The following is a 21329-nucleotide window of genomic DNA, read 5'->3' on the forward strand; positions in this document are numbered from 1 at the left end:
AGGACCACAGGTCCTCCGGCGCCATCCGCTCGACAAGCGCAGCAGTCATCACCCCAGAATGCCGCAAGATCACGCCAAGTGAAATGGCGTCTAAGTGGTCACACAAGAGGAGCATGTTGCAAAGATCACCCGGGAGGGATCACTCACACTCGGTTCAAGATCAACACTGTACGTCGGATCGTTAATTGATCTTGGAGTGCTCTGCCGTCAAGCCGGTCCCCGTAAACAGCTCGCGTAATCAGTTTGCGGGCAAAGCGATGCGGACTAACGCGACTGCCCACTGTCACCTAACGTTCATTTCTTGCTCCGTAGTTGCTTCTGGAGTGCCTCGAACGGCCAGGTGTTCTCCGTTTGTTGGTTCGCTGCCCCGAACAGGCTGCCGCGCCAAGATGGCTTGAGCGTCCACAGCTTGCTGCACGTCAGGGGCCTGAACCGGATTTCCCTTGTGTCACTTGCAGGGCGTGTGCGGCGATCGAGGTAGCGTCTCGCAGCCTTTCTTCCAGGCGTGCGGGGATGTGTCCGTGGCCGAGGCCGGCCGAGAAGACTGCAGTCGACAGCAAGCCGATTACGTCGGTGCTCATCTCCGTACGGCACGTGGGGTGGGCCAGGACGTCCCACGCGACGTATCCGTCTCCGGACGTCGTCGCTTCATGGATGAGGCAGCGTGCCACCTCGGCTTGCTGAGGGGGCGGGGAAAGGTCGAGGACGGCCAGTCCGGCACGGGAGCGGAAGACGGCAAGCTCGGGGGCCGTGTCGAGGCTCAGGTAGTGCTTCATCATCTTCCGGACGGGACCGTTTGGGCATGCGCCAGCTGCGGCGCGACAGAGCACGGTGAGGCAGGCAGCGATGAGGCGCTCCCAGTTCTCCGCCAGGGTGCTCATGTCCAGGAAGTCCAGTGCTTCGGCCGGCTGCCCGCCCAGGCATCGGGCGAGCACTTCGACTTGACGCCCGTCGAGGAGACGCTGGCCCACTCCACGGTGCTGCTCGTTGTGCGCGCGTGCGCGGTTCCACTGGCCTGCTGCGACGAGGGCGCGGTTCCCGTCGCCGAGGAGGATGGTCCACAGCCACTGGCACACCTGTTGGTGGTCGGCTGCCGACTGCGTAAGGTGCCGGAATGATGTGGTGCGGCCGTCAATGACCGTTTCCGTCTTTGATCTCACCGCTCGGTTCAGGGAGTCAAGCAGGCGGTACGCGGTGGGCCCGTCGCTGTCGCGGATGCGGAGACGGGCGAGGTTGACCAGGGGCTCCAGGGCATACCGGGCTTCCTGCGCGCTCAGGGGCTGAGCACGCAGGAAGACCTCGGCGTGACGCCAGCACAGGTCCCGCGCCAAATCCGGCATGCCGCAGTCGCTCGCGATCAGCGCCGCCTTGTTCAAGGCGGCGGTCGCGAGGGTCACCTTGCCATCGCGCGCGGCGGCGGCGAAGTCGGTGATTTCGCGGACCCGATCAACGAGAGGCGGGCAGGCCGGCCGTGGCCGGGCAACGAGCGGGAACCGCTGTGCTATCCGGCTGACGTCCATGTCACTGCCATTCGATGACGATCCGGTTCAGCGCGGTGTCGAACGCGAAACGGCCGGGCTTCGCCGCGAGCGGGGCGGCATCGAGCGGCTGGATCTTGAACCCGACGTCGAGCGGACGGAAGTCCCGGTCCCAGGTGCGGATCTGTTCCGTTACGTCTCCGGCGAGGGCCTCGGCGTCCGGGCCGTGGCCGATGACACCGAACTCGTACAGGGTGGCGCCGTCGGGCGCCTTCTTCTTGCAGGTGCGCCGGGTGAGGTAGGTGAGCGTCGCCCCCTCGAAGACCGCGGTCGAGGACTGATAGGGGGCCGTGACCCAACCCTTTTCGATGGCCTCGGTCTTGGCGGGCATCCTGCTCAGGCCGTTGGGCATGGCACAGGTGAGCCACAACTCCAGGTATTCCGCCGACTCTGGGCCCCGGAAGGTGACGTCCGTCCACACTTCGGTGCGCGGCTGGCGGAAGATGTCGGTCAGGGCTTCCGCGTCGACCTTCTGGTCTCCGTTGGTGACGAGGGTGACGGAGTTGTCGGGGGTCAGGGGAACGAACACGCGTGGGTCGTCGGCGATGCCCCGGCGCAGTGGCATGAAGGTGTTCATCTGGCTGTCGACGCTGCGCCATGCTCCGTCCTGGTTCTCGAAGGCGATCGAGCGGGAGACGCTGCCGCGCAGGCGCAGGGGGGTGAGAAGCCGTCCGCCGGGGGCGAGCTGGTTGAGCCAGGCGTGCGGCACGCCGTGGGCGCCGACGGTGGCTTCGATGCGGTCGTATGGTGCGTTGGGGACGTGGCCCACGGCTCCGTCTCCGAGGATCACTTCCACGTTGTGGATGTTGGCGGCGGTCAGTCCGCCGCGTGCGCCGTCCACGATGTCCTCGTCGACGTCGATGGTGGTGACGTGCCCGGTATCGCCGACGAGGTAGCCGAGGAGGCCGGCGTTGAAGCCGGTGCCGGCCCCCAGCTCCAGGATGTTCTGACCGGGCTGGACGTCGAGCTGTTCCAGCATCGTGGCGACGATGGTGGGCTGGGAGGCGCAGCTGATGGAGGCGCCGGACTCGTCGTACTTCGTGTCCACGGGGGTGTCGCCGTACGCCTTCTCCAGTGGGGCGGCCGGGACGAAGAGGTGGCGGGGTACGGTGCGCATGGCCTCCTGCACGCGGGGCGTGCGCACGCTTCCCTGATCGACCAGGCGGTTGACCAACTGGGAGCGCAGGCGGTCGGCGGCGGGGGCTTCGATGGTGTCGCTGTTCACCCCGGTGACCGTAGTGCTCGTCGCGCTGTCAGTTCGTGTGGACGCGGCGTTGTCGCTCGTTCCCATGACTACCTCTTTCGCCAGTGTTGACAAGGTGTGCTGGTCCTTCGTGGAGAGGCCCAGGCGGTTCCAGTGGAAGATGCCGTGGTGGGTGATCACGGCTCTCAGCCCTCGTTCCAGGAGGCCCTGGCGGTTGAGGTCTGCGAGCTGCTGTCCGAACCACTCGAACGTGGCGATCCACTCGGCCAGCGGCGCGAGGCGACCCTCGGTGACGCTGCGGCTGGTGGTGCTGACGTCGACCGTCATGAGCCGGTGGACCGCGGCCGTGTGCCGGCGCGTGCCGAGGGCCTCGTCGCCGGGGCGTTCGGCCGCGATCCGCGCCCAGACGTCGCCCTGTTCGTACCAGTCGAGTCCGGCTGCACGCATCGTTACGCTGAGCAGGAGAATCGCCAGCTCGCGTCGTCCCAGTCCGGGGCTGGGCGCCGCTTCTTGGCGGGCGACTTCGTCCAGCAGGTGACGGCTGTCGTAGTGGAACAGCGTGTGCGCGATCTTCATGGCGTCCGGACCGCCGAAGGCTGTCTCTTCCGGCTCGTAGATGCCCGGTGTCCAGGAGCTGAGGACACCGGCATCGACCAGTTCGTTCAGGGCAGCATCCAGGACCTTGGCGGAGTCCGGGCCCGCGGGGTGGCACCGCAACCGCCACCAGGGGTGCTTCCGCAGGAAGGACCATTGGGCCAGTTCCGTCTCATGGGCGATCAGTACGGGGAGGAGATGCTCCGCGACGGTGGTCTCCGCACGGCTCCAGTCGGTGAACCGGATGAGGTGTTGTGGCCATTCGTCCGCTGCCATGTGCTCTCTCCTTGGCGGCTAGTTGGTCAGGAAGCAGGTGTCCCACCCGGAGGCGGACGGTGTTCCGAAGTGGAAGGCATGAAGGGCAAGGGCGGTGCCTGATGCGCCTTCGAGAAGCCCGATGTCACCGCCGCCGGAGGGGCGGGTCAGGGAATCCGTCAGCTTGCCGGGCGCGTGGTCGGTGATCGGGGCCAGGAGCCGGGGCAGGCATTCGGTGACGCCGGGAGTGATGGCTTCTGCGGCGACGAGCTGCGTGATGCGCGCCAGGCCCGCGAAGCCGTGGCACAGGGAGACGTCCACGGTCATGCCGAGCTGGGTGGGATCGGTCATCGCGCGCAGGAGCGCGGTCTCGGCCGTGTGCTGGCGTACGGGGTCGCGGAGGGCGAGCGCGGCGAGCTGCTGGGCGCGGGCCAATCCTGCGGTGCCGTAGCACCAGGACGGCCGGGAGGGCCCGCGGCCAAGCGTGCCGGACCGTAGCTGTGCACGGGTGATCCAATAAGGCCACCACGGCCCGGTGGGGCTGTCCTGCTGCCAGCGGTCGAACCAGGCCAGGATGCGGTTGATGGCGTCGAGGTGGCCGTCGACAGTGATGCCGCGCCGGGCCGCGAGGGAGAGCAGGGCGAGGGGGCCGGCTACGCCGTGGGCGACGCCGTTGTTGGCGTGTCCTCCCGGATAGTCAGGGGAGGCCGTGCCGAAGGGGGCAAGGTGGCTCCACCAACCGGGCAGGAGTTCGCCGTGATGCCTGACCGGCTCGGTCAGCCGGACCAGGTACGTCAGCGTGTCCCGGAGGAGGTCGGTGTGAAGGTCGCGGTGCAGCAGGAGTGCACCCAGCCCGCTCAGGCCCCGAATCGCGTCGAATTCGGCCAGTTCGGGCGTCTCACCGCGGTCGATGCGCGCGTGGGCGCCGGAGAGCCGGTTCCGGATCGCCGTCGTGACGTACCGGTCGAGGGTGTCCAGGGCGCGGGCGTAGCGTGCGGGACGGTCCGCGGCGGCGTGCAGGGCGAATGCGAGCGCGGGCGCCCCGTAATAGAGGTGGCTGTCCGGGCCCCCGACAGCGGGTTCGGCCACGGCGCAGGCGAGCCAGTCGTGAGCACGCTGCCACGGGCCCTGGTCAGTGCGGGCCCGTTCGATGTGCAGCAGCGCGACACCGACCGCCCCGTGCGCGAGTGACTGCGGCCACCAGTCCTGGCGGTGATGCAGCCCCCGTACGTTCTGCGGTGTGGCAAGCCGCTCGGCGAGAGCGTCGGCAGCGGCCCGTGCGCTCTCACGCAGGCTCACGGTGGTCTCCTCGGTGGGTCCAGGCCATGGCGGCGGCGTGGGCCAGCCGCACGCACATCCGTTCGTCGTCCTTGTCGATGCCGACGGCGCGGATGTGATGGGCGTGAATCAGCGAGTCAAGAACGAGGTTCGGGTCGATGCCGCCGGACGCGTCCAGCGCCCGCCGGTAGCGGGCCAGGGCCTCGTTGCGCTCGCTCCAGGCTGCGGTGATCACCGCGCCGCCAGGAGCTGCGCGCAGCGCCGCCCAGTCGTCAGCCGGATCGGCCAGACGTATCACCTCACCGAGCACCGTCCGGTCCAGGGGGCGCGGATCGGTGATCCTGCCGTGGGTGATCAGCCAGTCCGTGCCGACTGCGGCGCTGCCGGTGAATGCGACGGCGAGGGCGACGAAGTTCGCGGCGGCCAGTACCTGGTGGCGAGGGCGCGGCTTCTGGGCGAACTGGACCGTCAGAGAACGGGAGTCGGCGGCGAAGACATCTTCGGCTGCCCGCATCAGCGGCCCGGCGCCCCACCGACCACGTTCCGGGTACGAAGTGGCGAACTGCATGTCGGTGAGGAGCCCGGCACGGCGCATTCCGGCCGCCCACGTCCCTACGCGTTGTGCAGCGGGAGCGAAGTCCGCTGGAGCGGGGATCGAGATGCGCAGGCGCAAGTGCCATCGCGGGTCGCGGTAGCGCATGTACCACCACGTCGGCGGCTCGTGCCACTGACCGAAAAGTTTTGGAAGGTGGTCGGTGAGGATCTCGGGCTGTCGTTCGACGTGTCCGTACAGCTTGACCAGCAGCCACGGAGCGACGCCGGGGAGGGCCCCGTGGTCGCGGGTGACGAGCTGGTCAGCGGTCACGGCGGGGACGGTGGGCCACTGTGGCGGGCGGGTGGCCGTCATCGGGACGATGATTTCGTGGGCCCGTCCGCCGAACCAGCCCCTATCGGGGGCGGCTTCGGTCAAAGCGGCCGACTCGTTGGTCTCCAGGTGAGCGCGCAGCAGAGCGAGGTGTGCGCGTTCGGAGAGGTTTAACGGCAGGAGCCGGTCGCCTTCGACCAGCGCGACCTCGTCCGGAACCCGGCGGCGCGTGCGCCAGTCGTCAACAGCCTCGCGCCACTTCTTCCACGGGGCACGGCGGCCGGGCAGCTCTCTCCGGTCCAGTCGCCACCTGGTCGGAGAGAGGATCGCGCGTCCGTAGCGCACGCGCGGCAGGTAGGGAAGGACGGTGGCGGATGCCCACGGGAAGGCGGTCAGGACGGCGGTCTGGGAGCGGCTGATCTCGGTGAGGAACCGAGCGAGCGGAGGTGTGCGGCCGCGAAGATCCAGGGCGTGCAGCGTCATGGTGTCCAGCAGGCATGCGCGGGAGAGCGAGACGAGGTAAAGCCTGCGACGGTCGCAGCCCACTGCGAGATCGTCGAGCGTGATGGTGCGCGCATCCACCGGCCGGTGCTCCGCCAGACTGACGACGGCCGGCAGGAGTTCGGGGACGCGGGTGACGTTGGTGTCGCCTCGATCGAGCGGAGCGAAGGAGAGCTGGGTGGGCACCGAGCCGGGTGCATTGACCGGCAGCTCCTGCAGCATGGTGGCCACGCGGGCCTGATCTTCGGGTGCAAACAGTCCAAAACTGCGACCGATGGTAGTGCCGATCCCTCGCGAGGGTGCGACGCCATGAAGGGTGAAGTCCCCTGCCTCCAGGTCAGCTTGTGACGCGGCACTGATCTGGAAACGCAGTTCAGTGTGGGCCGGTACCTGCATCATCTTCGCGTCGCCGACCGTCAGCGAGCGGATCAGGTCCTCGTCCAGGCAGATCTCGTCGCGGCCGTCGAGGATGGCCGTCTGGGCGAAAGAGAGCAGCCGCTGTTCGCGGGAGGTCAGGGCCTCACGCTGTTCAGGTTCGGCGTCGCGGTATCCGGCCGGGAACCCCAGACCTACGTCCGGGTCCACGACGTCACGGACAGGAACGAGAGAGTTGACGCCGTACCGCTCGAAGAATCTGTTGTGGAAGTCCTTCCACGCCGGAGTACCGAAGGGGTATGCGCTGAGCCGTGCCAACACAGTGGCGGCCCGTTCCGCCTCGTGCGCGACCTGCAGGGGAAGAGTGAGTGAGCACTCCACCCGCAGGTCCAGCGTGAGGGGCTGGTCCTTGACAGCGCTCAAGGCCGTCATCTTCTGGCGCAGGGCGGTACGCAGGCGCCCGCTGTCCACCGCCGCGGCGGGGCCCTGATTGTGCTGGGCGATGGTGTCTCGAACCGCTCGCAGATCGGTCACCATGCCGGCGATCGACGGAGCGCCAGCGACGTCCGCCTGCTCGACCAGATGGTCGAGGGCGTCGAGGGAAGCGGAGGGTGCATGCAGGCTGCTGATGAGAACGCCGCGCTGGATCAGGCTGATGACAAGTTCCTCTGCCCGCTCAGGAGCATCGTGGGGAAACTCGGTCATGACCCGTCCCACGACCAGGGAGACGGGGACGGGTGCGGCGGCAGCGTCGACGGCGATCTGCACGGCGGCGGTGTAGCGGAGGGACACCTCGGCCGCGAGATTGCCTCCGGTCAGGCCCGAGCATGGAGGGTAGGGCACAACCAGCCGTTCGCCCCGTACGAAGACGGTGTTGTTGGCCATCACGTCCAGGCGCCGCAGCAGTTCGGGGCTTGCTTCCAGGCGGGCGATCAGATCAGCGATCCAGTCGCCGTCGGCACGCACGACGGCGCGGTGCGAGTCGCCCCACGTCCATCCCGGCCGGGTCCCGAACGAAGCGGTGGCAATGCCGGCGAACAGGCCGTTAGGGGTCGCTCGGCCGCTCATCCGCAGCACGTACCGCATGACGGACACCACAGCGCGGCGTAACTGGCGGGGCTCCGAACCGGCCGCCGAGCACAGAGTGTCGACCCGCTGTGCGAGCAGGGGGCTGGCCTGCTCGATCGTGTCGGCAACGCCGGTCGTCGACCAGACGTCGCGCAGCCACGCCTGCCACCGAACCGCTCGGGACGGCGAGTCGTCGGTGAGGTCAGGCCACGCGGGCAGCACAAGCCCCGAGTAACGGGCGGCGCGCACGACAGCCATGCCCGCACATCGGTACAGCGGTCCGTCCTGCCTGGGTCCCATGCATCCTCCCTGGTCGTGGCGTGTCGGAAGGTGCCAGCCCGCGCGGCATTCGCCGCGCAGGCCGGCACATCGGGCGTGCTCGGGGTCAGGCCCCGTTGCTGACGCAGTTGCTGGAGCAGGTGGCGGCGCAGCCGTCGTCCGTGAGGTTGATCAGCGCGGCTTGTCCGTCACTGGACTCCAGGACGCTGACGTCCAGGTCGAAGACGTCACTGCCGACCGCAGCAGACGCTGCCTGCACCTGACCGTTGATCGTGTTCACTCTCATGGGTGTCTCCCCACTCGTCGTGCGGTGGAAGATGCTCAGGCCACGTTCGTGGCGCAGGGGCTGGAGCAGGTGCTGCCGCAGCCGTCGTCGGTGAGGTTGATCAGCGTGGCCTGTCCGTCACCGGACTCCAGAACGCTGACGTCGAGGTCGAACGGCTCGCTCTGGTCGGTGGCAGAGAGGTCCAGCTGCGCGGGGGCGGCCGGCCTGTCCGTCTGCGCGGTGGTCATGTGTGCCTCCTGGTGGTGATGGGTGGTGCGGGATGCCGGGACCCGGCCGGGTCCCGGAGCTCTGATGCCGGCGGTGGGCGAAGAGCCGTCTGGGCACGGCGTCCGGGAACTGCCGGTCAGGTTCTGCCGGCGAGGCAGCGGCGGAACTGGGAAAGCTGAAATCGGGCGACCAGCAGCCCGTGGTCGGTCACTCGGCGCACCTCTGGCGTGACGACGACTTCGAAGCTGCGCAGTGCGGGCGCCAGGTCAGGGGTACTGAGCACGATGTCGATGCGCTGCGGTGGCCCCTGATCCGTTCGCCTCAGACTGGCCGTGGCGGCCAGAGCGCCACGCTGTCCCAAGACCGTTCCCGCGTGGTGCGCCAGGTCGGTGAAAATGTGTCTGCCGCCGGTGAGGATCTCACTCGGTCCCGTGTCCGGAATGCGTGCGCCGTTCCGCTCGACCGTGCGCTGCTGGTAATGAACGGGATCGTTCATCTCGTCCCAGCCGATGGGCTCGGTGACTTCGTCTGCCGTTCGGTGGGGGTAGCTGTTGGCGTCCATTCCGATCAGGGCGGTGCGGCCGTGGTCGGCGAGGTCCGTGAGCCGACGGGCCTCCGTGGCACGCAGTTGAGGATCGAAGTGGCACAGGTGAGCCGATGCCAGCTGGATCGGCGTCGGGCAACCTCTGAGGCGCACTTGTACGTGGCAGATCTGCTTCCAGGGCAGATCGTGCTCGACTTGTGCGTCGATCTGGAAGAGCGTCGGGTCGACCATCACGCCGACCGGTTTGCGGCTGCGTCCCTCCTTCGGCGCTGGCATGAACGGGATCAGCCCGCCCAGGGCGTTCGCTTCCTCGTGAAGGTCGCGTCTTCCGTTCTCCCAGGCGCCGGCCAGCTCCTGCCGGAAAAGGATGTGAGGCCGGTAACGGGCCATGACGAGATGCGCCAGCTGGCGATTGGCGTCGTTGTTTTCCCGCCCGCGGCCGTTTCGCTCGATGTTCCAGCTCAGGACAACCAGTTCGTCTTGGCTGCTATCCAATGGCTGGGCTCCTTTCTCGTACCGGAGTTGTTCGCTGTGATCACGGGAAGGGCGGTTACAACGCCGAGGCGCGCGGGCCGACGGCGGGCAGAGGCGAACGCAGTGAAGTGCGCATGGGTCTTTCGAGTGCGGAGGCATGGTCGGGTGAGGCGCGGGCGGGTTCCCGACTGGACTGACAGGTGGAGGCCCGGCGAGGTGAGCGGCCCGGGTCAGCGGGACAGGGCGCTCAATTGCGTGCCCTGGGCGTCCAGAATGGCCTGCCGGGACGTGATCAGCACCGGTATCAGGCTGCTGAACAGGAGTATCGAGAGCGTGTAGGAAGTGAACTGTCGCTTGCGGGACATGGGCGGGAACTTTCTGGCTTCGTGTGTGACACCGGTCCTGCGGGCGGCGCAGCACGCGCGCGTACGTCCGGGCACGGGCTCGGAGCGCCCCGGTGCTGGCCGGTCGTGCTGTCGCCGGCCCTGCTCTGAGTGCCGGTGACCGTGTGGTGCGCCCGCCCGCCGCCGACAACGGGCGGGTGCTCCCCTCATCCCGGGCATCGCGGTCCCCGGCGGGGTGAACACCTGTTCCAAGCGGGCTCGGTGGCAGGCAAGGGGGGCGGCCGGAGGCAGCGCGGGTTCCCTCGTTGTCGATCACCTTGACGTGCTTCAGCGCGGACTCCGAGCCACCGGTGGCGTGCAGAGGGTCGATGCGTTGCGGCTCGCTTTGGAGGGGGCTGGTGGAGCCTGCCGTGGCGGCGAGTGCTCGTTCGCCGTCGGGACCGAGGTGGTCGGCGGCGTGGCGGACGATGTCCACGAACCCGGCAGCAGTCATGTGATCACGCTCCTTGCGAGCTGCGCGGTCTCTGCGACGTTCACAGGCTGCGCCGTCCGCCGCTGCGGAGGACGGGCTGGCGGGGCAGGGGGACGGAGCAGTCGATGAGTGCCGTGAGCCCTGGCCGCGACTCGGCAGCGAGTTCCAGACGTGCTACCCGCTCGCCGTCCGTCACCCTGCCTGCGCCGCGGACCGTCCAGCCCATGTCGTCCAGCCGGTGGAGCACCGGCAGTATCGGGTCGCTGCTCAAGTCTCGGCGGGCCAGGGCTTCTGCGCGGACGCAGGGCAGGTCGAGGCGGGCGGCGTGGTCGGAGGCCCACAGGGTGATCAGGCGCAGGACGTCGTTCGGGTGCGCCGGCCGCGTGTGCACGTGGCCGAGGAACAGAGACGGGCTGTTGCCATCGCGGCCCCAGTGCCGGAGAGCGGGCCCTGGAGCCACGATCAGGCAGGCCAGCAGGACATCGTCCTCGAACAGGCCCGCCGTTTCACGCTGCGCACCGCTCGTTGCCCGGTACAGGCCGGGGACGTCCTGGCGCATGGGCATGGGCAGGCCGCGCAGGGTGAGCCAGCGCAGGCGGTCCTCGACGAGGGCGCCGGCTTCGGCGCGTTCGGCGTCGGTGCGCAGCAGGCGCATCTGGTACGGGGCGGCCACCTGCGGGGTGTGCCTGGACGGGGCGGAGGGGCCGCTCATCGCAGTGTTCCTGCCGGCGCGGTCCTGTTCCGGGTGGTGGGGAGCAGGCCCCATGCGTGGGCGAGGACGATGAGCTGGGTGACGTTCCGCGTTTCGGTCCTGGCCAGCAGCGCGTTGAGTGCGGAGGGGAGATAGACCGGCGGGATACGGGAGGCGGTAGCGATGTCGACGAGCTTGCTGTTCTCGGCGGCGGCCTTGAGTAGCCGGTGCTCCGCGGGGCTTCAGTTTTGGTGCGGGTCGGTCCGCCGGCGGAGGCGTGAGATACCTGTAGGCGAGCAGGGCGTGCACGATGACCTGCTGCTTGGTGCGGGGCGGGCAGCCCAGATGCTCGCGCAGTTGTCGCAGGTAGTGGCGGATCGTCTCCGCGGACAGGCAGGTCTCAGCGGCGATGTCGCGCGGAGCCGTTCCTGCCACGAGGTGGTCGGCGACGCGGCGCAGGGCTGGCGGCAGGGGTGTGATCGAAGCGTTGGGGGTCATGTCGGGGTTCCAAGCGGATGTCCGGCGCAGGGGTTGGCCGTCACCGGCGGGGCGGTGGCGGGCGCCTGCGGCTGCGGGCGGGGTGTGGTGTGGAGGAGATGGAGGTGGCGTACGAGGGCGCCCAGGCAGGCTGCGCGCCACGTCCGCTCCGACTCGTCCGCGGGCTGGCTGGCCAGTGCGGTGACGGCTGCCTGCCGGAGCAGGGCCTGCGTGTCCCGGCTGGGAGGGAGCTGAGGGGCGGTCAGGGGAACGAGGCCGGCGCAGGCAGTGAGCAGGATGTGGACGCGGAGGTCGACGATCCGGGGCGGCGGAATGACCCGGCTGGACCACCAGGCGTGCGTCTGCCGGCAGGCGGCCAGAACGGTTTCGGCGGGTGGCGGCGGGCCGGGGGCGGCACGGGCGCGCAGTTTCCTGGCGAGGTCGTCAAGGTCCGGTGGTTGTGCCACAGGGAACGGCAGGGTGGCGCGGACCGCAGCACGCCGGCCGTGGCGGACCACCAGTACCTGCTGGTCGGCCAGCAGACGCAGGGCACTGACTACCTCCGGAGGCGAGGTGACCAGGCTGCGGGCCAATGTCTGCAGGCACGGCAGAGCCGTGCCGGGCGGGTAGACGCCCGAGCGGATGAGGAAGTGCAGCCAGTCGGCGATCTGCTCCGGTCGGCTGTGGTGGGTCGCCTGGCCGGTCACCCGGGTCCGCCGGGTCGGGCTGATGGTGACCAGCCCCTCGCCCTGGAGGTCGTGCAGGGCCAGCTCGACGCGTTCGAGGGTGGTGGCCGCGGTGTCCTGGGCGACGCGGCGCAGGCCCAGCGTGCTCCCGGAGGGGTAGTCGCCGTCGCGGATGGCGCGGCGTACGCGCTCGGCGATCTCGTGCACGTTCGGTCCGGGCTTCTCGGCCTCCAGCAGATCGCGCAGCAGACGCCGGGCCGCGCTGACGAGCAGGACCATGTCCGGCTGCGGAAGGCAGTCGGCGTCGGCGTCCGGGCGGCTGGCTTCTCGCATGTTCGTGCGCCATCGTGCCTGGTCTGAAGGGGAGCGTTCCGCCTGTTTCAGACGCTGCTCGGCCAGCGGCAGCCACGGGTCGACCGCAGCCCATACCGCCTCGCGGTCCCGGGCGAGGCCGGAGGGGGTCTGGCCGGTGAACCGGGCGGACATGCGGTGCAGTGCCTGTAGCGCGTTTCGAAGTGCGAGCGAGCGGCTCTGCGCGGCGTCGGCCGCTGCGAGAGAGGCGGGGGGATTGGGGGTGGTCACGCCGCACCTCCGGCTCCCGTAAGGCAGGCTGCGGGGTTGCCGGTGGGGGTGCCACGGTCTTGCGGGGCGCAGACGGGGGTGAGGCGTTGGGCCAGACTCTGGGCCTGGTCGATGGTCAGGTGGAGCGTGATGAGATCGGGCGCATGGGTGCACCCGGGGGTGGCGTCCGCGTGGACGGTGGTTCCCACGGTGCCGGTCACCAGCCACTGGAGCCGTTCGGTGAGCCGGCGCATTCCGCGGGGGCGGTTGATCGCGAGTCCCGCGTCGATGCCGGCGGCACCGAGGCGGGCCGCGAAGCGGACGGCCGCGCTCAGGTCGTCGTCGGCCAGCGTCACCTTCACGATGCGCGCTCCCTCCAGACTGACTGACCTGGTGGAGCATTCCCTGTGCGGACAGCACTTGCGTCAGGTCGTCAGCCGCGGTGTGGGCGCGGATGCGCGGCTCCAGCAGGACGGCGACGAGCTGGTGCACCGCAGTGGCCGTGTCCAGCGTGATCACGATGTCGTAGGCGTCGTTGAAGGCGGCGGCGCCGCTGATGCCGGCGCTGGACAGCCAGGCGGTGGCCGCGTCGATGGTGCGGTCGAACGGCTGACTGAGCATCGTGAGCTGGACGGCAGTGCTGTTGTCTGCCAGGTCGACCCGCGCGGCGAACCGGGCCTGGCGGAGCGCGTCTTCGAGCTGCTCCAGTTCGGCGGCGGCCGGCTGCGCTTCTGGCGGCTCCGGCTGGTTGTCGGTGGTCACGGGTGTTGTCCTTGGCTGCGTGGATGGTCGAGGGGAGAGGCGTCGTCGGCCCTCGCGGGGATGAGGGCCGACGACGCCGGCCCGCACGCGGCAGTGTGCGCGGGGTGCCGCGTGCGGGGGCTTAGGCGGCGGTGGGATCGGGCCGGGCCCAGGCCGTTTCGGCGGCCAGGCGTTCGGACCACTGGATGTGGTCCTCGCCCAGGGCGGCCTCGGCGAGGCGTATGCGCTGGACCTCGCCGGTTCCGGCGGGTGGGTAGGTGTGCTGGATGTCGCGCCACAGCCGCTGCAGCGGGTAGTCGGCGTCGAGGGCCCGGGCGCCGTGCAGTTCCATGGCGTCCTGGACGGACCGCATCGCCCACCGGTGGCCGAGGTACTTGGCGTTGATCAGGTCGGCGTCGCAGGGCAGGCCCTCGTCGAGGAGGTGCACGGCCTGGTACGCCAGGATGCGTGCGGCCCGCAGGCGGGCCTCCATGCCGCCGATGCGGTCCCGCAGCACGGGCAGCTCGGAGAGCGCGTGTCCGTATCGGGGGCGGTTGGTGAGGTAGGTGACGGTGGTGGCCACCGCGCTCTCGTGCAGGCCGAGGCTGAGCGCGGTCAGGTTGGGCCGTCCGTGAAGGATGCTGCTGCCCTGCGCCACGCTCAGGCCGTGGCCGACCTCCCCGACGACGTTGTCCTCGGGGACCTTGACCCGGTCGAGGTCGAGACGGCCGACGGAGTGGCCGTGCAGGCCGAGCCCCGGTGTGTGGCCGGCCACGGTCAGCCCTTTGCGGTCCGCCTCCACGAAGAACGCGGTCAGTGCCCGTGATGTGGACGTGCTCGTCCCGGCAGCGGCGGTGCGTGCGACGACGAGGTGGGCTCCGGCGAGGTGGCTGTTGCCGATGTGGACCTTGCTGCCGGTGATCACCCACTGGTTCCCTGCACGCTCGGCGGACGTTTCGATACCGCCGATGTGTCCGCCGGCCTGCGGTTCGGTCACGGCGATCGACAGCAGCAGCGTGCCGTCCGCCACTCGCGGCAGCCAGCGCTTCTTCTGCTCGTAGGAGGCGAAGAGCGACAGACCGCCGACCGGGATCAGGGTGGCCTGCAGGATGGCCGCGGCAGCCGCCGACACGCAGGCGATGCGGTGGACCAGGATCGTCTTGGCGACGTGACCGGCGCCCATCCCCCCCGAACTCGGCGGGCACGGTGACGGCGAACCACCGGCGCGCGGCCATCAGCTCGGCGACCTTGCGCTCCACCCTGCGCGGGGCGGCCTCCATCCGGGCGGCGCGCGGTGCGGCGTACTCGGCTGCGAACGCGTCGGCCTCCTGCCACAGCAGTTCGTGACGGGCGGTCAGGTAGGGGCGCAGCGCCGGGGGCGGCGTGGTAGGCGTGGTGGTCATGGTCGTCTCCCTCTCCCTGGGCGGTAGTCGCACGGTGAAGCGGCCGTGGAACGGCGGGGGTGGCGTCCCGGGTGGCGCGCGGTGGTTCAGCGCGCGGGAACGCGGGTGATGTGCCGCATCACCTGGCTGCCGGTGTCGGTCACGAGGTCCCGCAGGCGGCGGGCCTCACTCAGGGGCCGTCTGTCGGGGTCGATGACGCAGACCGTGCCCAGGGTGATGCCGCTGGAGTGGATCAAAGGGGCGCCGAAGTAGGAGCGGATACCGACCGCGTCGACGACGTGGTTGCCGCTGAAACGCGGACTGGCGTGCACGTCGGGCAGCGGCAGGGCTTTTTGGCGGGAGACGACTTCGGGGCACCAGCCGTGCTCCAGGCTCATGGTCCGCCCGACGATGACGTACCCGCTGCCCGTGGGCGGCTGGTGCAGGCCGATGAACGTCTGCTGCTCCAGGAAGAGGTTGACGAAGCCGTACAGGAAGCCGGTGCGCTCGGCCAGTTCGTCGGCGAAGTGGTCGTAGTCCTGGTGGGCACCGGTGGGCAGGCCCAGGCGCTGGATCAGCTCGAAGCGGCCCTGGAGTTCGGCCTGCTGCCGGGCGGGCGGCCTGCCGGGCTGCGTACCGGTGGTGGGCTGCCGGGCAGGCGAGTCGGCCGGTCGTCGGGGCAGCAGCAGGGTGGGCCGGTCAGCCGAAGCCGAGGGGCGCGGAAGCTGGTGGGTCATGAGACGTCCTGGAGGGCCGTAGGGGGGACGGGGTGGGTGAAGTCGGCCGGCGCGCTCTTGAGGGCCTGGCCGACCAGAGTGAGCAGGACTCCGGCAACGTGGTTCTGGTGGCGCGCGTCGCAGGTCACCACCGGAACGTGGGCCGGGAGCTGGAGAGCGTCGCGGACCTGGTCGGGGTGGTAGCGGTGTGCGCCGTCGAACTCGTTGACGGCGACGACGAAGGGCAGGCCGATGTCCTCGAAGAAGCTGACGGCGGTGAAGCTGCTGGTCAGGCGGCGGGTGTCGACCAGGATGACCGCGCCGACCGCGCCGCGGGCCAGGTCGTACCAGAGGCCACCGAAACGGTCCTGGCCGGGTGTGCCGAACAGCAGCAGTTCCAGGGGGACGGGGGAGTCGGTCAGGGTGAGGCGGCCGAAGTCGAAGGCGACCGTGGTGGTCTGTTTGGCCTCGACGCCGGCGAGGCTGTCCACCTGGGTGCCGGCCTCGGTCAGGTACTCCTCGGTGCTCAGGGGCGTGATCTCGCTGACGGCCCCGACGGCGGTGGTCTTGCCCACTCCGAACCCGCCGGCGATCACGATCTTCAGCACGATGGGCACGGCGGGATCAGCCGGCCTGGGGGTAGGCGATGGCATCGGGGTACTTCCTTCTCAGAGCTGCGGAGAGGGCCTCCAGCAACTGCGTGGTGCAACGGCCGTCGTCCGGTGAAGCGCCGGCGATGGCCACACGCAGGGCGTTGGCGTCGAGGAGGTCGGAGACGAGGATCTTGGCCGCGGTGACGGGACGGCCGAGCAGGCCCGCCAGCTCCGCCACCGAGCGCCGGTGCTCCCGGCACAGGGCGACGATGTGCCGGCACTCCTCGGCCTGGGCCGGGCCGGGCCGGCCGGGCCCGGCCTCCAGCACCGTCTCCAGGGACAGCAGGTGCCGCGGCCGGGTACGGCCGCCGGTGAGTGTGTAGGTCCGCACGAACGCGGACTCCTCCGCCGTGCTGCCGTGTGCACTCACCGGGGCTCAGCGCCCGAGGTTCGTACGGGGATGTCCATGTACGGGGCGAACCGGTCCACCAGGCGGCCCATCTCGAAGCCCACGGCGCCGACGTCGGCGTCCGCGGTGGTGACGACGGCCAGGATCGTGTCCACCACACCGCGCACGTTGCCGGGGTGGTGCGGGAACGCACTGCTGCTGCCGGCGCTGTGCACGAAGAACAGGCAGTCCTCCCGCTCGATGATCACCTGTCCGGCCGGGCGCCTGGCCGAGGTGGGCCCGGTGATGTTCGCTGCGATCGACGCCACTCCGCAGATCGCGGCGGCCAGTTCGTCCGCCCAGTCCTTGTCGACGCCGCTGTCCACCAGCCGCAGTCCGTCCCGGGACAGCAGCACGGCGTGTGTGACCCCGGGGGTGTCGGCGGCGAACTGCTGCATGAACCCTGCCAGTGCCTGGCTGCCCGGCGTCGTGGCGGACCTGGACGAGGTGAGGCTGCCGGTGAGGTGACTGGTTTCACGGGTGGTGGTCACAGGAATCGCTCCAGAAGAGGGGGGAAGGCCGGCGGGCGGGTCGTAGCCGGCCTACGAGAACGGGGACCGGACGGGTCAGGGCTGACGCGGAGGAGAGGGAGTGGCCGCAGGCGTGCTCCGGCCGGCTTGCTGACCGCGGTGGAAGGCTGCTGCCAGACCGGGGGTCGCGGCCGGGACCTGCGGCTGTTCCCGTTCCGCCGGCGGGCGGAAGGCCCCGGCCCGGTGCTCACGCCGGGGCAGGTCCGGCACGCTCTCGTCACCTGCCGGCGCCCTGACGGGCAGGGGTTGGGCGGCGGGGGTATCCGGGACACGCGGACTGGCCGGTGAGGCATTGTCGGACGCCGCGCCGGCCGGGGGCTGGGCGACGGCGCCGCGCAGCGGGCCGCTGGACTCGCGGGTGTGAGTGATCGGGACCAGGAGCTTGGCCGGGACGACCACGAGGGCGGTGGTGCCTCCCGTCGGGTTCTCCTGCAGCCGGACCGTGAGCCCGTGCCGCTGAGCGATCTTCGCCGCGACCAGCAGGCCCAGTTTCCGCGCGCGGACCTGACCGCTGACGTCGACCTGGTCCGGCTGGGCGAGCAGATGGTTCATCCGCTCACGGATCTCCGGGGGCATCGGAAGGGCACGGTCCTCCACCTCGATCGCGAGCCCGGCCGACACCCGCTGCGCCCTCACGATCACCTTGGTGTCCGGGTCGGAGAACTGGCATGCGTTCTCGATCAGCTCGGCCAGCAGGTGGGTGAGGTCCGGCCCCACATGGCCGGGCAGCCCCAGCTCCGCCACGACGGATCCCGCCGCGACACCGACACGCGGGTAGTGGATCACTTCGGAGACCGCGCCGCGCAGCACGAGGGTCACTGAGACCGCCTGCCGCGTCTGGCGCAGGGACTGACCGCCCAGCACCGCGGTGCTCTCCACCTGCCGGCGAATGCGGGTCACCAGGTGGTCGATCTGGAAGATGGTGTCCAGCAGCTCCGGGTCGTCGGTCAGGTTCTCCAGCCGGCTCAACGCCTCCAGTGCCTTGCCGACGAGCGCGTGCTCGCGCTGGGCCAGGCGGCGCAGGACCTCCAGCAGCACCACGGACTGCGACTCGTCGTGCACGCGGATCAGGGAAGTCACGGCCTGGACCTGCACCTCGCCCAGCGCGCTCTCGATCTCCGCCACCGGGCCGTCGTTCCGCGGCGCCTGCTGGCGGGGCACCGGAGGCCGTGCCCCGCGGCACAGCTCCTCCGCCGACCACAACAGCGACTTCTCCACCGCCGCCACCGCGTCCGCGACCACCGACAGGCCCGCCGTATGCGCCGTGGAGACTGCCGTGTGCGCGGTCTCCGCAGCAGCACGGATATGGAGGGCGGCCACCACGGCCACTTGCGATAGCCCGCACCCCAGGCCGGCCAGGACCCAGCCGTGGGACAGGCCCGTCGGCCACAGGGCGAGCGCGGTACCCGCGAGCGCTGTGAGCATCAACAGGGGTGTCAGTACAGCGCGGCGGACGTGACGGAGCAGGGCCCGGTCGCGCGCAGGCTGTCGTCTGCGGTGACCGTGCGAGGCCGGCCGGGCGGGGACAACGCTGTCGGACATGAGGATCCTCAACGATCAGAAACGGCAGAGGGCTGGGCGGCCGGCAGAGCCGACCGAGTGCTTCGCACCCGTTGTACGGGCCACGGACGATGGGGGGGTGAGCGTGGCCGCCGGCACCTCGTCCGGGGCGACAGACGGGCGGATGGCGAGCTGCTCCAGCAGCCGGGCGGACTGGACCAGTCCGATGTGGCTGAACGCCTGGGGGAAGTTGCCGAGTTGACGCCTGCGGGTGCAGTCGTACTCCTCGGCCAGGAGCCCGAGGCCGGTACGCAGATCAAGGAGCCGGTCGAACAGGGCGCTGGCCTCGGTGTGACGGCCGGTCAGGGCGAGGGCGTCGACCAGCCAGAAGGCGCAGAGAACGAAGGCCCCCTCGTCGCCGGGCAGGCCGTCCACGCCGGCCCGTCTCCCGGCGGTCTGGTAGCGGTGCACGAGCCCGTCGTCGGTGGCCAGTTCACGGCGGACCGCGTCCACGGTGCCGATGACGCGCGGATCTTTCGGCGGCAGGAACCCGACCTTGGGGATCAGCAGCAGAGCGGCGTCCAGCTCGCTGGAGCCGTAGGACTGGGTGAAGGTGTTGCGGACCGGGTCGAAGCCCTTCGTGCACACCTCGTGGTGGATGGTCTCCCGCAGCGTAACCAGGGGTGCGACGTCGAGGTCGAGGGCGCCGGCCTCGGCCAGGCGGACCGTGCGGTCGACGGCCACCCAGGCCATCACCTTCGAATGCACGAAGTGCCGGCGCGGCCCGCGGATCTCCCAGATGCCCTCGTCCGGCTCCTGCCAGCGCCGCACCAGCTGTTCGATGAGCTGCCGGTGCAGGGCGGCGGCGTCGGCACAGTGCGGCAGGCCGCTCTGGTGGGCGAGGTAGAGGGCCTCGATCACCTCGCCGTACACGTCGAGCTGCAGCTGGCCCGCGGCCCCGTTACCGGTCCGGACGGGCGCGGACCCCGCGTATCCGGGCAGCCACGCCAGCACCCGCTCCCGCAGATCACGCTCACCAGTGACCCCGTACATGATCTGCAGCCGCTCCGGGTCCCCGGCTACGGCCCGCAGCAGCCAGCGCCGCCATGCCTGCGCCTCCTCCTGGTACCCGGCCCCCAGCAGGGCGCCCACGGACATGGAGGCGTCGCGCAGCCAGGTGTAGCGGTAGTCCCAGTTCCGTGCGCCGCCGATCTCCTCGGGCAGCGACGTGGTCGGTGCCGCGACCATTCCCCCGCTCGCCCGGTGCGTCAGCGCCTTCAGCGTCACCAGCGACCGCACGACCGCCTCCTGGTGCGGTCCGGTGTAGGAGCACTGGCGTGCCCAGTTGCGCCAGAACGCGTGCGTCGCACGCAGCGCGGCGTCGGGGTCCGGTACCTCGGAGACAGCCCTGTGGGACGGGGGCCAGCTCAGCACGAACGCCACGGTCTGCCCGGCGGCCACGGTGAACGAACTGACGATGGCGCCGTCCTTCTCTCTCTGCTCCACGGAGGTGTCCAGCCACAGGGCATCCGTGCCGGCCACGGCGGCCATCCGCCCGCCCACATCGAAGACCCACGGGCTGACCCGGCCGTACCCCGGACGCGGACGCAGAGCGGAGACCACCGGCACGGTGCCGGAGGAACCCTCGACAATCCGGATCACCTGCGGTGCTCCGTCACACGGCGGCATGAAATCGGTGACCCGAACGGTCCCGGTTTCGGTGTGCCACACCGACTCCAGGACCAACGAGGGACCCTGGTAACGCCGTTCGGCAGCGGCCCGGGAACCAGGTGAGACGACGGTGGAAGCCGGAGCGATCCGCCAGGTGCCGTGCTCCTGCGTCCCGAGCAGGCCGGCCAGCACGGCCGGGGAGTCGAACCGGGGCAGGCACAGCCAGTCGATCGATCCGTCGTCGCGGACGAGGGCGCTGGTCTGCATGTCGCCGATCAGGGCGTACTGCTCGATACGCGGAAAACGCTTCATCGTGTGGATCTCCGTAGGCCCCGCTAATCCGGGGAGGGTGTCTGGGCCGCCGCAGCGGCTGAAAACGGCCCGGGCAAGACCGGTGCTCGACCGTCTCGGCAGACCAGCCACGCCATCGGGCGGGAATTCGGTGCGATCAGTACTGCGCCGCTCACGTTCACGTCCGGGGCACGGACGCGGCCAGAACCAAGCAGGCCAAGGCGAGAGCGAAGACCGAGCCGCGCAGCACGTTGACCGGCGGCTTCCACCAGCGCCGTCCCCGCGCCGGCTGCGCGGAGGCATCTCCATGAGGCTGCACGGCAGAAATCAGCTCCTGGGTCGCCTCCGCCAGCCTGACCAGATGAACCCGGCTGGGCATGTAGCCCTCGGGAAGGCCGCCCGCGCACAGCTGCTGCGCACGGAGCAGGGCCGACTCCCGGGCAGGCGCCAGGGCGCCCAGCTGGCTGACGTGACCTCGCAGCCGCCGTGCGAGGTCCTCCACATCGGCGGCAGTGTCCGGCAACGGCGAGTCCTCGCCCAGCACGAGCCTCACCGTCTCCGCCGCGAAGGCCGCCTGGGCCCGCCGCAGACTCGGCTTGCCACCAACCGGACTCGTCCTGTCCTGCTCGCCGGGGCGACAGGACGCCCGGCCAGGGGCCAGCGAGAGACGCATGACACAACTCCTGTATCGATCAAGCTAACTTGGACGGGTAACGCCGTGCACCGCGGTCGATTGACGTGCAAGGTGAGTGATCCGG

The 21329-nt window shown here is 70.2% G+C and carries 19 protein-coding genes and 1 pseudogene; all 20 read right to left on the minus strand.

Annotated features, from left to right (window positions below):
- Window positions 1-419 precede the first annotated feature (419 nt).
- The 20 genes and pseudogenes from AB0G32_RS37075 to AB0G32_RS37170 all read right to left on the minus strand — a co-directional run bounded on the left by AB0G32_RS37075 (window position 420) and on the right by AB0G32_RS37170 (window position 21244).
- Window positions 420-1520 (minus strand): hypothetical protein, encoded by a 1101-nt coding sequence (locus AB0G32_RS37075; protein WP_361174179.1) that lies wholly within the window; start codon window positions 1518-1520, stop codon window positions 420-422.
- Window position 1521: 1 nt separating this feature from the next.
- Window positions 1522-3612, minus strand: coding sequence for a methyltransferase, FxLD system (gene fxlM, locus AB0G32_RS37080; RefSeq protein ID WP_361174182.1), 2091 nt, complete (start codon window positions 3610-3612; stop codon window positions 1522-1524).
- Window positions 3613-3630: 18 nt separating this feature from the next.
- A complete protein-coding gene (locus AB0G32_RS37085; protein WP_361174185.1) occupies window positions 3631-4890 on the minus strand; it encodes a lanthionine synthetase C family protein in 1260 nt (419 codons plus the stop codon).
- The gene (locus AB0G32_RS37090) at window positions 4877-7936 is read right to left on the minus strand and encodes a lantibiotic dehydratase (protein WP_361174188.1); all 3060 of its coding nucleotides are present in this window, start codon (window positions 7934-7936) and stop codon (window positions 4877-4879) included. Before AB0G32_RS37090 ends, AB0G32_RS37085 begins: the two co-directional genes overlap by 14 nt.
- 127 nt (window positions 7937-8063) lie before the next feature.
- Entirely contained in the window at window positions 8064-8243 is a 180-nt protein-coding gene (locus AB0G32_RS37095) for an FxLD family lanthipeptide (protein ID WP_361174191.1), read from the minus strand.
- Between the two features lie 35 nt (window positions 8244-8278).
- Complete coding sequence (locus AB0G32_RS37100) at window positions 8279-8470, minus strand: FxLD family lanthipeptide (RefSeq protein ID WP_361174194.1); 192 nt, start codon at window positions 8468-8470, stop codon at window positions 8279-8281.
- A 116-nt stretch (window positions 8471-8586) separates the two neighbouring features.
- Window positions 8587-9489 carry an endonuclease/exonuclease/phosphatase family protein gene (locus AB0G32_RS37105; protein WP_361174197.1) on the minus strand — a complete coding sequence of 301 codons (903 nt, stop codon included), beginning with the start codon at window positions 9487-9489 and terminating at the stop codon, window positions 8587-8589.
- 209 nt (window positions 9490-9698) lie between these two features.
- Window positions 9699-9833 carry a hypothetical protein gene (locus AB0G32_RS37110; RefSeq protein ID WP_361174200.1) on the minus strand — a complete coding sequence of 45 codons (135 nt, stop codon included), beginning with the start codon at window positions 9831-9833 and terminating at the stop codon, window positions 9699-9701.
- 512 nt (window positions 9834-10345) lie between these two features.
- Window positions 10346-10996 carry a hypothetical protein gene (locus tag AB0G32_RS37115; protein ID WP_361174203.1) on the minus strand — a complete coding sequence of 217 codons (651 nt, stop codon included), beginning with the start codon at window positions 10994-10996 and terminating at the stop codon, window positions 10346-10348.
- A gap of 473 nt (window positions 10997-11469) precedes the next feature.
- Window positions 11470-12624, minus strand: a complete 1155-nt coding sequence (locus tag AB0G32_RS37120; protein WP_361174206.1) for a GntR family transcriptional regulator — start codon at window positions 12622-12624, stop codon at window positions 11470-11472.
- A 92-nt stretch (window positions 12625-12716) separates the two neighbouring features.
- The gene (locus tag AB0G32_RS37125) at window positions 12717-13061 is read right to left on the minus strand and encodes a hypothetical protein (protein ID WP_361174209.1); all 345 of its coding nucleotides are present in this window, start codon (window positions 13059-13061) and stop codon (window positions 12717-12719) included.
- Window positions 13062-13582: 521 nt separating this feature from the next.
- Window positions 13583-14623, minus strand: coding sequence for an acyl-CoA dehydrogenase family protein (locus AB0G32_RS37130; RefSeq protein WP_361174212.1), 1041 nt, complete (start codon window positions 14621-14623; stop codon window positions 13583-13585).
- A gap of 52 nt (window positions 14624-14675) precedes the next feature.
- Window positions 14676-14843 (minus strand): annotated as a pseudogene (locus AB0G32_RS37135) (acyl-CoA dehydrogenase); the annotation flags it as partial.
- Window positions 14844-14929: 86 nt separating this feature from the next.
- Complete coding sequence (locus AB0G32_RS37140; RefSeq protein WP_361174215.1) at window positions 14930-15559, minus strand: GAF domain-containing protein; 630 nt, start codon at window positions 15557-15559, stop codon at window positions 14930-14932.
- On the minus strand, window positions 15556-16191 hold the full coding sequence (locus AB0G32_RS37145) for an ATP/GTP-binding protein (RefSeq protein WP_361174218.1): 636 nt from the start codon (window positions 16189-16191) through the stop codon (window positions 15556-15558). Before AB0G32_RS37145 ends, AB0G32_RS37140 begins: the two co-directional genes overlap by 4 nt.
- Window positions 16163-16561 (minus strand): DUF742 domain-containing protein, encoded by a 399-nt coding sequence (locus AB0G32_RS37150; protein WP_361174221.1) that lies wholly within the window; start codon window positions 16559-16561, stop codon window positions 16163-16165. The genes AB0G32_RS37145 and AB0G32_RS37150 overlap by 29 nt, the downstream gene beginning before the upstream one ends.
- On the minus strand, window positions 16558-17070 hold the full coding sequence (locus tag AB0G32_RS37155) for a roadblock/LC7 domain-containing protein (protein ID WP_361174224.1): 513 nt from the start codon (window positions 17068-17070) through the stop codon (window positions 16558-16560). The genes AB0G32_RS37150 and AB0G32_RS37155 overlap by 4 nt, the downstream gene beginning before the upstream one ends.
- Window positions 17071-17145: 75 nt before the next feature.
- Window positions 17146-18651, minus strand: coding sequence for an ATP-binding protein (locus AB0G32_RS37160; RefSeq protein WP_361174228.1), 1506 nt, complete (start codon window positions 18649-18651; stop codon window positions 17146-17148).
- Between the two features lie 15 nt (window positions 18652-18666).
- Window positions 18667-20592 (minus strand): glycoside hydrolase family 15 protein, encoded by a 1926-nt coding sequence (locus AB0G32_RS37165; RefSeq protein ID WP_361174231.1) that lies wholly within the window; start codon window positions 20590-20592, stop codon window positions 18667-18669.
- 157 nt (window positions 20593-20749) lie between these two features.
- Complete coding sequence (locus AB0G32_RS37170; RefSeq protein ID WP_361174234.1) at window positions 20750-21244, minus strand: DUF6415 family natural product biosynthesis protein; 495 nt, start codon at window positions 21242-21244, stop codon at window positions 20750-20752.
- Between the last annotated feature and the right edge of the window lie 85 nt (window positions 21245-21329).

The organism is Streptomyces sp. NPDC023723, assembly GCF_040639815.1.
Taxonomy (GTDB): domain Bacteria; phylum Actinomycetota; class Actinomycetes; order Streptomycetales; family Streptomycetaceae; genus Streptomyces.